The organism is Bacillus sp. BB081 (assembly GCF_008368895.1).
GTDB classification, from domain to species: Bacteria; Bacillota; Bacilli; order Bacillales; family Bacillaceae_G; genus Bacillus_A; species Bacillus_A wiedmannii.
Genome location: NZ_QOZX01000095.1, coordinates 38,760 through 51,328 on the forward strand (window position 1 = coordinate 38,760; position 12,569 = coordinate 51,328).

General features: G+C 33.9%; 12 protein-coding genes. 8 read left to right on the forward strand and 4 right to left on the reverse strand.

Annotation, left to right across the window (positions count from 1 at the left end; genetic code table 11):
• Window positions 1–47: 47 nt before the first annotated feature.
• Together DN394_RS26345 and DN394_RS26350 are read left to right on the forward strand one after the other, a co-directional pair.
• Window positions 48–1,388, forward strand: coding sequence for a D-serine ammonia-lyase (locus tag DN394_RS26345; protein WP_061673209.1), 1,341 nt, complete (start codon window positions 48–50; stop codon window positions 1,386–1,388).
• 159 nt (window positions 1,389–1,547) lie between these two features.
• Window positions 1,548–2,795 (forward strand): DUF445 domain-containing protein, encoded by a 1,248-nt coding sequence (locus DN394_RS26350; protein WP_016088453.1) that lies wholly within the window; start codon window positions 1,548–1,550, stop codon window positions 2,793–2,795.
• 30 nt (window positions 2,796–2,825) lie between these two features.
• Here DN394_RS26350 and exsE read toward each other — a convergent pair whose 3' ends face one another.
• Genes exsE through DN394_RS26370 form a run of 4 tightly spaced genes read right to left on the reverse strand, consistent with a single transcriptional unit; the run spans window position 2,826 to window position 5,770 of the window.
• Entirely contained in the window at window positions 2,826–3,788 is a 963-nt protein-coding gene (gene exsE, locus DN394_RS26355) for an exosporium protein ExsE (RefSeq protein WP_048566874.1), read from the reverse strand.
• Window positions 3,785–4,855, reverse strand: coding sequence for a hypothetical protein (locus tag DN394_RS26360; RefSeq protein WP_048566875.1), 1,071 nt, complete (start codon window positions 4,853–4,855; stop codon window positions 3,785–3,787). The genes exsE and DN394_RS26360 overlap by 4 nt, the downstream gene beginning before the upstream one ends.
• Window positions 4,848–5,291, reverse strand: coding sequence for a hypothetical protein (locus DN394_RS26365; protein ID WP_000972354.1), 444 nt, complete (start codon window positions 5,289–5,291; stop codon window positions 4,848–4,850). The genes DN394_RS26360 and DN394_RS26365 overlap by 8 nt, the downstream gene beginning before the upstream one ends.
• Window positions 5,288–5,770, reverse strand: coding sequence for an RNA polymerase sigma factor (locus tag DN394_RS26370; RefSeq protein ID WP_001195480.1), 483 nt, complete (start codon window positions 5,768–5,770; stop codon window positions 5,288–5,290). The genes DN394_RS26365 and DN394_RS26370 overlap by 4 nt, the downstream gene beginning before the upstream one ends.
• 283 nt (window positions 5,771–6,053) lie before the next feature.
• Here DN394_RS26370 and DN394_RS26380 point away from each other — a divergent pair, with 283 nt between their 5' ends.
• The 6 genes from DN394_RS26380 to cls all read left to right on the forward strand — a co-directional run bounded on the left by DN394_RS26380 (window position 6,054) and on the right by cls (window position 12,489).
• A complete protein-coding gene (locus tag DN394_RS26380; RefSeq protein ID WP_000694104.1) occupies window positions 6,054–6,692 on the forward strand; it encodes a response regulator transcription factor in 639 nt (212 codons plus the stop codon).
• 4 nt (window positions 6,693–6,696) lie between these two features.
• The gene (locus DN394_RS26385) at window positions 6,697–7,797 is read left to right on the forward strand and encodes a sensor histidine kinase (RefSeq protein WP_000397644.1); all 1,101 of its coding nucleotides are present in this window, start codon (window positions 6,697–6,699) and stop codon (window positions 7,795–7,797) included.
• A 136-nt stretch (window positions 7,798–7,933) separates the two neighbouring features.
• Window positions 7,934–8,872, forward strand: coding sequence for an ABC transporter ATP-binding protein (locus DN394_RS26390; protein ID WP_149294394.1), 939 nt, complete (start codon window positions 7,934–7,936; stop codon window positions 8,870–8,872).
• A gap of 37 nt (window positions 8,873–8,909) precedes the next feature.
• The gene (locus tag DN394_RS26395) at window positions 8,910–10,019 is read left to right on the forward strand and encodes an ABC transporter permease (protein ID WP_001020182.1); all 1,110 of its coding nucleotides are present in this window, start codon (window positions 8,910–8,912) and stop codon (window positions 10,017–10,019) included.
• A 1-nt stretch (window position 10,020) separates the two neighbouring features.
• The gene (locus DN394_RS26400; RefSeq protein WP_000651864.1) at window positions 10,021–11,166 is read left to right on the forward strand and encodes an ABC transporter permease; all 1,146 of its coding nucleotides are present in this window, start codon (window positions 10,021–10,023) and stop codon (window positions 11,164–11,166) included.
• 111 nt (window positions 11,167–11,277) lie between these two features.
• Complete coding sequence (gene cls / locus DN394_RS26405; protein ID WP_000591894.1) at window positions 11,278–12,489, forward strand: cardiolipin synthase; 1,212 nt, start codon at window positions 11,278–11,280, stop codon at window positions 12,487–12,489.
• Window positions 12,490–12,569: the final 80 nt, after the last annotated feature.

Genomic DNA, 12,569 nt, shown 5'->3' on the forward strand with positions numbered 1-12,569 from the left:
TATAATTTATTGAATCGTAAGCTACAAGGTTATGAGGAGGAAGAGAAATGAAGGAAATAGAGAAATTAAAAGAGCAATATCCACTAATAAATAAATTAATCGCAACAGAAGAAGTGTTTTGGATGAATCCGAACATGGAAAAGTATGAAATGGCAATAATAGATTCGCCACTGAATGAAGAGAATGTACAAGATGCGGAAGAGAGATTAAAGCGTTTTGCACCATATATTGCGAAAGTTTTTCCTGAAACGAAAGAAACAGGCGGTATTATAGAATCACCTTTAGTGAAGATACCTTCTATGAAAAGGTCTTTAGAGAAAAATTACGGGCAACCTATATTAGGAGAATTGCTATTAAAGTGTGATAGTCAGCTTCCAATATCAGGATCAATTAAAGCTAGGGGCGGGATTTATGAAGTGCTGAAACATGCTGAACAATTAGCTTTGCAGCATGGGATGTTAACAGAAGAAGATAATTATTCTATTTTAGACAGTGATACTTGTAGAGAGTTTTTTGCAAAATACTCAATTGCGGTAGGTTCTACAGGTAATTTAGGGCTAAGCATTGGGATTATGAGTGCGAAACTAGGTTTTAACGTAACTGTTCATATGTCAGCGGACGCAAAAGAATGGAAAAAAGATTTATTAAGACGTAAAGGTGTAAACGTTATTGAATATGAAGCTGATTATAGTAAAGCAGTAGAAGAGGGGCGTCAGCAAGCAGATGCAGATCCTAGCTGTTATTTTGTAGATGATGAAAACTCACATGATTTATTTTTAGGATACGCAGTAGCAGCATCGCGTTTACAAAAGCAATTAGAAGAGTTAGAGATTGTAGTAGATGAAGAGCACCCTTTATTCGTTTACCTTCCGTGCGGAGTAGGGGGCGGACCTGGCGGAGTCGCATTTGGTTTAAAGTTATTGTATAAAGACAACGTACATTGCTTCTTTGCAGAGCCGACACATTCACCATGTATGCTACTCGGATTAATGACAGGACTTCATGATAAAATTGCCGTTCAAGATATCGGTATTGATAATGTAACAGATGCAGACGGACTTGCAGTAGGAAGACCATCAGGATTTGTCGGTAAAACGATGGAACCATTTTTGAGTGGGAATTATACAGTAAGTGATGAAGAGTTATATAAGTTGTTAAAAGAACTGGCGGATACGGAAAATATTTATTTAGAGCCTTCTGCGTTAGCGGGTATGATAGGGCCAGTGAAAGTATGTAAAGAAGATGAGTATTTACAAAAACAACAGTTAACAGAGAAGATGAAGAAAGGTATTCATATTGTGTGGGGAACTGGCGGTAGTATGGTTCCGGAAGATGTAATGAATGGCTATTATAAAACAGGTGAGGCATTAATGTTAAAACAAAAATGAGGCTAGTTGTAGCCTCATTTTTTATTTATATAACAAATGTATTATTATAAATTCTTTGTTATTTTCGGATTAGTTCATTATAGTATAGATATAAAGAACGAATATGAAATAAACATAACAAAATAGCTTTATTTTACATAATAAGAGGATGTGTATACGATGTCATTACAGACTAAATATATAGCGGGTATTTCGCTTGGGGTTATGGGAGTAGGCTTTGCGGCTTCTATCCCTTTTCAAGGAACGGTAGCTGGAGAGATTATTCAAGGGGGATTTGAAGCTGGGTTAGTTGGCGGGCTTGCAGATTGGTTCGCAGTTACAGCATTATTCCGTCATCCGATGGGAATTCCAATTCCGCATACAGCTTTGTTACCTAAAAATCGAAAGAGAGTAACGAAAGGGCTCATCAATACGTTAGAAAATGAGTGGCTAACGAAAGAAAGTATTACGAATAAAGTAAAAGAAATGCAGCTAGCGCAAATGGTGCTGCAAATTGCTGAGAGAGAAATGCAGTCTGATGCTGTGAAGAAAGGAATTGTAACGATTGCGGAGAAAGCAATTGTTTCAATAGATACAGAAAAGTTAGCGGTTATTATTGAAAAAGAAATGAAAACATATTTGCATACAATTAATACAAGTAACATCTTACAAGTGCTTGTTGATCAATTAGTTGTGCAAGAATATGATGAAAAGACACTTGATTACATATTAGTAAAAGTGAAAGATTGGACAGCGCAAGATGAAGCACGTTACCAGCTCGGAAGCTTAGGTATGAAGGCGATGGAAAATATAAAAGTAGATGGATTCTTGCAGTTTACTTTGAAATCATTTATGAATATTGTAGATGAAGATAAAATTGGTGGTATTTTGCAGAAGTTTATCATTAGCAATATTAACAGCTTACAAGATGCTGATAATAGCACAAGACAACTTATTTTAACAAAAATTCGTCAAGAAATTATAAATGTAAAAGAAAATGAAGCTTTACTACAGGAGTTAGAAAATTGGAAAGAAAAATGGATTGCCAATTGGAATGCTACTGACAAAATTAAAGAGATGCTGGAGCAAGTGCAACAAAGGGCAATTACTTTTGTGAAAAATGAAGAATTTACGGATAAATATGTTATTCCATTTTTACAAACACAAATGAACAAAATAAAAGAAGATGAACAGACTGTTCAAAAAATAGAAGATTGGTTACAAAAACAAGTTGTCACACTGGTTGAAAAGAATCATTCGAAAATTGGAAAGCTTGTACAAGAAAACCTTGATAAGTTAGACGATAAAACATTAATCGAAATGATTGAAAATAATGTAGGAAAAGATTTACAGTGGATCCGAGTAAACGGGGCTGTTTGCGGATTTATGATTGGATTAGTGTTAGAAGGAATTAAAGCGATTATATGAGAAAAACCTTCCACAATTGTGGAAGGTTTCTTATTTTTCAATAACACTCATATTTAAATTGTAAGCTTTCTCGATGTTTAACTTGTACGTCCCATTGCCTGTTTTAATCGAATTTTTATACCAATGTTCTTGCTCGTTTAATTCTGGATTTTCTTCTGAAGAATTGTTTTCTTTTTTTGTTAAATCTTCTACTTGTTCCCAAGGTGTATTTCCAATAGCTTCTTTTTGATTTGTTACTGCTGTTAGAGATACGTCACTCTCTTTTATTAAATGAACAGATACACCTGAGCTTTCTTGTACAAACCAATTGTTTTGTAATTGACCTGGATAAAGAGAAAGATCTCGATTAGAAGCACGAATTTCTACATGTTTCGTTTGTGGGAGTACAAGCGTCGGTTTTACTCGTGGTTCATGACCAAACATTTTTTGATGAAACGGTAATGACTTTAATGTTATATACATTGTTTCCCCAGTCGTTTGAACTGAAAGAAAATCTTCTTGTTTTAAATTGAGTTTTTCATTTCCTTTTGTCGTCATTTCGTATGTTCCAAGAAGGCTAACTTCATTTGAGTTCCTGCCGTCTATCGTTAGAGGATAATTGTCTGTACCTGCATCCACTACAATTTTATTGATAGATTCAGGAATATCAAGTTTACTTTCTGGAATCGTGTTCGTTTGTCTAGTTGTATTAAAGGCGTAACGAACTTCATCTAATAATCCAGTTGATAATAAACAATAAAAAGCAATTCCAACGCTTCCTAAAACGCCGATAAAGAAAATACTAAAAATATCATATTTAATAAATGATTGTTCCTTCTTAGAAAATAGAAGATATAGTAAAATTTCAGCGCCAAGTATAATAAGTAAAACAGGCCACCATGCAGTTAGTGTATCCAATACTTGAGTGCCTTTAATGACTGAAAATAGTAAGAAACAACCTAATGTAATAATGGAAAGCCCCATTGAGAATGTTCCAACGCGCCATGTTCTCATTCGTTTGTACCACCTTTGTTTTCTTTGTTTCCAAGTAACAATTTAAAGCCGCCACCAATTAAGAGGAGTGCAACGATAGATGTTTGGAAATAGCGATAATATAGTTCGCTAAGATGAATATTAAATATAGTTGCAAAATAGTCATTCAAAATAGGAAGGACTGTTTGATCTAATAAATAGTAACCACCGAGTGTAATTAATCCGATACCGATCCATCTTTGATGATTGATAAAATAATCTATGATAGGTTCGTCATTAACACGTTCTTTTCCATATTTTGCAGTTTGCTGTAACGCATCAAAAAAGCTATAGAACCAAATGATTGGTACTAAAAATAAAAACGCAGAAAGTCTTAATAAGTCGAGCAAATAAATAGATAGTAAAAAGGCTGCCATAAGCTGAAGGCCGCGGCGTTGTAAACCTAAATACATATGTCCTGCTCCGGGGAACATCGCTAAAATAGAAGCGAATGTTTTATTCTTCTTTCCTTGTTCACGATGCTCTTCAAACTCTTCGAAAATAGTACGATCATCTAGTTGCTCGCCACGTTCTTTTTTCTGGAGTTGCTGAACAACATCGAAGAAATTGTAAATCCATAAAACAGGTAATGTAATAAGGAAGATAAGGAAACTTTCTTGCGATGTTAAAAGTGCAACGAAAATAATCATACTTCCGATTCCTGTGCAAGCTACTAAAAATGTAAGTCCACGTTGCATAAGTCCTAATTGAAAATGTCCAAGTCCAGGGATGATTGATAGAAGAATGATATAAAATCGTTCGCTCTCTTTAGAGGACTCTGTAAATTCTCCGGTTGCTTGTTTTTTCGATTGATTAATAATAGTGATGACTAAATCTAATAAATTGATCGCCCATAATACGAAGAGTAAAAATAGAGAAAGAAAAGCAATATCACGCGCTCCTAATGCTATTGTACAAAATGCTGCAAAGATAAATAGAAATACAGCCCCTCCGCTATATAAAATAAACCTTCCAAATTTCTTTAAATATAAATGTCCAAGCCCGGGAATTAGCCCTAATACAAGTGCTAAAAAGGGATTTTTATTCATGCTTTGAACCTCCGTCCTTTTTTGATGTATCTACCGATTTGTTTACAATTTGTTGTGAGATAGAAGACTCGTTATGTTTTGAAGATTTCTCGAAATTTGATGTCGCTGTGAAAATATACTGGAATAAACCACTTACCATAAAAATAATTGTAGCTGCCGTAGCAATTATGTAGTGAATAATCGTTCGCTTTAGTGAGTTTGTTTTTATATTTTCATTAGGTTGTAGCGTTTCAAAATCAATTTTCGCCATAACTTCGTTCGTAAATGAATCATCATTTATCATTGGAAGGTTTTCCTGTTGTTCATCGATACTTTCCATATAAAGTGCTAAACAATGATCACATTCATAAAGGTGTTCTTCCATAGATTCACGTTCATTGCTTTCTATAAAATCTAAAGTATAATTGCGCCAATCTTCTTTTGAATAATGCATCATAGAAACTCTTCCTCCTTCCAATGTTTTTTAATCCATTTTCTTGCCCGGTACAGTTTCATTTCGACTGTTTTCACTTCGATGTTTTCCTGTAAAGCAATTTCTTGATAGCTTTTTTCTTCTAAGTAATGTGCGAGAACGACGTCACGGTAATTTCCAGGAAGTTCTCTCAGTTTTTGAGCAATGAGTAATTTTTGCTCTTTCGTCAATAATAAAGCCTCAACATTATGAGAGGATTTTATATTTTCCTCAGTTTCTTTACATAAGGAGAGTTCTTCGTTTTCTCTAGCTTTTTTTCTCTTATAATCAATAGCGTGATTGGTGGCAATACGAGCCATCCACGTTTTTAATCCGCGAAATTGATAATTAGGGAGAGAGGCGTGAATTTTTACGAATACTTCTTGTGTAACATCTTTTGTATCTTCTTCATGTCTTAAAATAGAAAAGATAACTTGAAAAATATAATGACGATATGTTTGCACAAGGATACGAAAAGCATGTTCGCTTCCTTGCTGTGCTTTTTCAATTAATTGTTTTTCCTCAATGGGTCTCTCCCTCCTTTTTGACGCATTCTATTATATAGACGTAAGAAATGATAGGTCACCCTACACATGTTGTAAAAAAAGAATAATATATTTTTAGGAAGGAAGCTATATGAAAAAAGGTGTGAAAAAATGGTAAAAAGAAGTATATAATGAGCAAGTGAGAAATGTTATGTGAAGAAAGGATGTGAATGTTAGTAGGGGAAGGTCCATACTAACAAACATGAAAATTAAAATATTAATAGCGGATGATAATTCTTTTATTAGAGAAGGCATGAAAATTATTTTAAATACATATGAAGAGTTCGAAGTGGTAGATACAGTAAATGATGGGAAAGAAGCAGTGGAATATTGTAAAAAGAACGACGTTGATATCGCTCTTTTAGATGTCCGCATGCCAAATATGAATGGGGTAGAGGCAACGAAATTTATTTGTGAAGAAACGGAAACGAAACCACTAATTTTAACGACGTTCGATGATGATGAATATATTTTGGACGCAGTGAAGAACGGGGCGAAAGGTTATTTATTAAAAAATAATGATCCAGAGCGTATTCGTGATGCAATAAAAGGAGTATATAACGGTCAAACTGTTATGCAAGATGTAGTGCTTGATAAAATTAAGAGCAATTTAATGGAGAGCAAAGAGGACGAATGCAAAATAGATACAAGTCTTTTTACAGAAAGAGAACTTAGTATTATCGCATTAATTGCGAAAGGTTTCTCGAATAAAGAAATTTCAAAGCAACTTTTCATATCAGAAGGAACGATTGCAAATTATATTACATCAGTTTTAGGGAAAACTGGACTTGAACATCGCACACAAATTGCGATTTATTACTTAACAGGGAAAGTAGATTAAAGATATGGAATTTTGGTTAATTGTAAGTAAATTAATTGTATTTATATATATTGTGTTTAGTTACATTTATTTAAATGTTGTGAACTTACCATGGATTATACTTACTTTGCTTTTATATCTTTCTGTAAACGTGCTAATCTCTATATTTAAAAAAGATACGCACAAAAACATATTAACTTCTCTGTCAATTGGAGTAGTTATATTATTTGCATGGAAGGTTCATCCGTTTTTTATTTTGTTTTTACCATTGAACTTATATGAAATTATATTTCGTTATATAGAGAAGAAATGGCTGATCTTTAGCATTATGATGATTCCTATTATCTTTACAGAAGAAAGTATTCGAATGACATATGGATTAATTGTTGCATTTTCTTTTATCGTATTAACTATGGCAGATCGTTATATCGCTCGTGTATTAAAGCTGGAATCACAAAATGATAAGATGCGCAAAGATATGCAGCGGCTGACGAAAAGCTTACATGAAAATAAAGAGTACATAAAGCAATCAGAGTACACATTTAAGTTAGAAGAGAGAAATCGGTTGTCACAAGAAATTCATGATAAAATTGGCCACTCGATGACAGGGGCGCTAATTCAAATGGAAGCAGCAAAGAGGTTAATGGGGATAGATAAAGAAAAATCTGCCGAGTTATTACAAAATGCAATTCATATATCGAAAGATGGAATTGAAAGTATTCGGGTTACATTAAAAAATATGAAGCCGCCAACTGAGCAAATTGGTATTCATCGTATGAAATTATTCATAGAGGAATTTGCCGGTAAACATGATATAAATATTCCTTTCGTATATAAAGGGAATTTAGATATGATTTCTCCAATTCAGTGGAAGATTATCGGTGAAAATGTTACGGAGGCACTAACGAACGCGATGAAATATGCTGATGCGACAGTCATTTCAATCGATATTCATGTACTTAACAAGATGGTGAAAGTACAAGTGAAGGATAATGGAAAAGGTGCAGCTCTCGTTAAGAAAGGTCTCGGGATTATGGGGATGGAGGAGCGAACAGCATCAGTAAACGGAAAAATTATTGTAGACGGAAGAAGTGGTTTTTCAGTAACGATGCTGTTGCCCATTTAGGAAATTATGACGAGGATGAATCATCTCATATGAAAAAAGTGAATAATCTCATGTGAAAAGAATGAACTTCTGCACTGAGCAGGTTCATTTTTTTTGTTTATACTAAAAGCAGAGAAACCGAAATAGGGGTGAAATGATGAATACATTAGAAATTAAAAATTTAACGAAAAAATTTGGTGATTTCATCGCGGTAGATAATATGTCTTTATCTATTAAAGAAGGAGAGATATTTGGCTGTTTAGGATCAAATGGTGCTGGTAAAAGTACAACGATAAATATGATTGCTGGATTGTTAAGAAGTAATGAAGGTGAAATTAGCATACTAGGAAAAAATATAAAGAAACATAATCGATTTGCCAAAATGAACATCGGTATCGTTCCGCAAGATATTGCGATTTATGAAGAGTTAACTGCCTATGAAAATGTGAAATTCTTTGCTGGATTGTACGGGTTAAGAGGAGCTGAGCTAAAAGCGAGAGTAGAGGAAGCACTTCAATTTGTAGGGCTTAGTGATAAGCATAAAAGTTACCCGAAAAACTTTTCTGGCGGGATGAAACGAAGATTGAATATCGCTTGTGCGATCGCTCATAGACCGAAGTTAATTATTATGGATGAGCCGACAGTTGGAATTGATCCGCAGTCAAGAAACTATATTCTCCAGTCTGTTCGAAAATTAAATGAAATGGGAAGTACTATTATTTACACGAGCCACTACATGGAAGAAGTAGAAGAGATTTGTACGAAAATAGCAATTGTAGATCACGGTAAAGTGATTGCAGAAGGAACGAAAGAACAGTTAAAAGCGATTATTACTGATACGAAAGACATTTGGGTTGAAGTGAAGTCAGTAGAAAATTTAGATGTAGAAAAGTTAAAAGAGATAAACGGTGTGAAAGCTGTTCAAGTTGAAGAGAACGTAATTAAAGTAAACTCGGATGCAGGAGTAAATAATTTAAATAAAATTATTCAGCATTTCATTAATCATGACATTGAAATTCGTTCGTTAGAGGAGCAGGCCCCGAACTTAGAAACGGTATTCCTTACGTTGACTGGAAGAAACTTACGAGATAAATAAAAGGTAAATGAAGAAAAGGTAAAGGGAGGTTCATCAATTGAACATCTTCAATATTGCAGTTATGCATATTAAAAGAGATTTCAGAGACGTAAGAACTTTAGTTTTTATGTTAGCATTTCCGATTGTACTAATGCTTGTGTTAGGAACAGCGTTAACGAATGCATTTGATAGCGATAGTCAAGCGATTAAAGATATACAAGTGCTCTACAAAGATGAAGCGAGTAGCACATTTTCTCAAACGTTCGAAGCATTTACGAAAGAAGTCGATAAATCGGGTATTCATTTTAAAAAAGTTTCCGGCAGTATAGATGGGAAAGAAGAAGTGAAGCAAAATAAATATGCTGCTTATGTAGAATTAAATAAAGATGGTGCGAAATTTTACGGAAGTGACAAAAGTAGTATTGAGGGAAGTATTGTGGAAGGCATGCTTACAACATTTATTGATAAGTACAATGTAGCGGCCGAAGTTGCAAAAGTTGATCCTAGTAAGGTGAGCGCGGTTATTTCAAGCGGAAATCATAATGATTATATAAAAGAAACATCTTTACAAGCTGCGAAAAAGCCAGGTTCTATGGATTACTATGCGGTTGTAATGACGACGATGATTGCACTATATGCTGGGATGGGAGCGAGTTCTTTAATTCGAGGAGAAAGAATACGTAAAACAGGAGATCGTCTCATTGCTGCACCTATAAGTAAGGCTGAAATATTCATTGGAAAAGTACTTGGTAGCCTAGTAGCAAATGCCCTTTGCGTATTACTTGTCATGTTATTTAGTAAATTTGTCTTTCAAGCGAATTGGGGCGATCATCTTGGAATCATATTTATTATTTTATTAACACAAATCTTCCTAGCAATTAGCTTCGGTTTAGGGATCGGATATATTACGAAAACAGCTGAATCATCGAGAGCAATTATTCTTGTAGTTGTGCAATTAGCCTCTATTTTTGGTGGTGCATATTTCGTAATAGAAGAAAATTTCGTTACGAATTTATCACCATTAACGTGGGCAAACACAGCTGTTATGAAAATTATTTATGCAAATGATGTAGGAGCAGCACTACCGGTAATATGTTTAAATCTTGGAATCTCAGCACTCTTTTTATTAATTGCGATTATTGCATTACGTAGACGGGAGGGGCTATAGTATGAAAGATATTTTATGGCTCATACAAAAAACGTTATCTGTACTTTTGAAAAATAAAAAAGGGTTATTCATTATTATTAGTTTGCCGATAATCGGAACACTAATCTCCTTCTCGATGTATGGGAATATGGGGCAAGGGACGTTAAATATCGGGGTTATTAATAAAGAAAATCAATCTATAGCAAATGATACGGTGAAATTTTTAGAAGGATTAAATCATGTAAAGGTAAGTAAAATTAAAGAATCTGAAGTAGAAGATAAACTCACTTCCAAAAAACTTGATGGAGTTATTACAGTAGATTCTGGTTTTTCAAAAAGTGTTCGAGAAGGGAAACCAAATCATATTGAAATTTCATCGATTAAAGGTGATCAAGTAACAGGATTTATAAAATCATATTTATACAATTATATTGATAATGTAGCAGCTATTAGTAAAGCAGCAGGAACAGATCAAAGTGCATTTGATACTATGTACGCAGGATATCAAAAAGGTTCATTTAAAATGAAAACTGAGACGCTAGAAGATACTTCGAAAAATAAAGATATGACAAACCAAACGATGGGTTATCTTATTATGTTTATGCTGTTTTCAGCAGCGAACTTATCAGGTTATATTTTAAAAGAAAAAGAAAATAGAACGTATTTTAGACTCTTATCAACGCCGATAGATGGGAAGAAATTCATATTATCTAATGTCGGGGTAAATATGATGATACTCACAATACAAATTTTGATTACAATCCTATTCCTAACGAATGTTTTTCATACGAATATCAATATGCCTTTCATAGTGATGCTTGGCGTACTCATGCTATTTGCTTTAATAGCGATTGGAATATCGTTAGTGCTTGTCGCATTTTCGAAAAACTCAGCATCGGCAAATGCACTGCAAAATATGATCATTGTACCGACATGTTTACTCGCTGGATGTTATTTCCCATATGACATTATGCCGAAAGCAGTGCAAAAAGTAGCTGATTTTCTTCCGCAAAGATGGCTATTAGATACGGTATCAAAACTACAACAAGGAATTCCGATTTCAGATTTGTATTTAAATATTTTAATCTTATTTGCCTTTGCGGTAGCATTCTTCTTAATTGCTATTTATAAATTTGGAAGAAATAATGATGCGAGGAACTTTGTTTAATATAAAAAAGGGTGTGACGTTAAGTCGCATCCTTTTTTGTATGAAGCATGAAATCTAAATTTGAATGACAAAATAGAAAGGTGGAAAGAAAACGAGCGGAAGGAAATTAAAATGATTAAAAAAATATTGCGAGTTATTTCTATTATTATGGCTATATTTATTTTTATATTAATTTGGATGCATATTGACGTCACACTCGGAAGAAAAATGGAAGCTGGGAAAAATATGCCGACAGAGTACGCTCCTCATTATAGTGACTTTCAATTATATGTAAAAGGGAAGTCATTTTATAAACAGTTATTTACTGACATAAGAGAAGCAAAGCAATCTATTTACACGTATTTTTTTATTTTGTCGGATGACAAAAGTAGCCATACTTTTTTAAACTTATTAAAAGAGAAGGCAAAAGAAGGAGTAAACGTCTATTTATCAGTTGATCGCATTAATGATTTATCATTTGAAAGAAAGATGATAAATGAATTGCGGGAAAGTGGCGTGCATTTTACATATAGTAGAAAACCGGAATTGCCATTCGGATTTTATTCACTTCACCATCGTAATCATCGCCGTATTACGACGATTGATGGGGAAATTGGCTATACAGGCGGATTTAATATAGGAGATGAGTACTTAGGGAAAGATAAGCGATTTGGATATTGGCGTGATTATCATGTACGGCTTAAAGGAGAAGGAGCAAAAGATTTAGAAGAACAGTTTGCTTTAGATTGGAAACGAGATACGAAAGAAGATATAAAGAGAAGTACGAATAAAGCTAGTAAAGGGAACACATTACATACGATGGCTAGTTACAATGGGCATCACGTCGCTGAAAAATATGTTGAGTTAATAAACCAAGCGAAGCATTCGGTTGTCGTTACGACGCCTTATTTTATAGCGAAAAATAAAGAGTTAATGAACGCTTTAATCGCGGCACAAAAACGTGGCGTTACAGTAAAAATACTTTGGTCATATAAACCAGATATTCCTCTCATTAAAGAGGCGGCCTATCCTTACATACGTCAAGCTGTTAATAACGGGATTACGGTATATGGTTATAAAAAAGGGATGTTTCATGGAAAGTTAATGCTGATTGATAATGAATTAACTGTTATCGGTACAATGAACATAACCGCACGTAGCTTTTATATTAATGATGAGATGAATTTGTATATTCATGGTGGAACTATCGTATCAGAAGTGAACGAGGCATTAGCGCAAGATATTCATGATTCAAAAGAAATGACGAAAGAATTTTTTGAGAAGTTATCTTTTTGGGAGCGTTGTAAGGAGAAATTAGCAGGACTGGTGGATTTTTATTTGTGATGATTTAACTGAGATACGGGGAATTTAGAATATAGTAAATAGGAAGTTGTATTGTTTATTTAACAAGTAGAGAAGTGAGA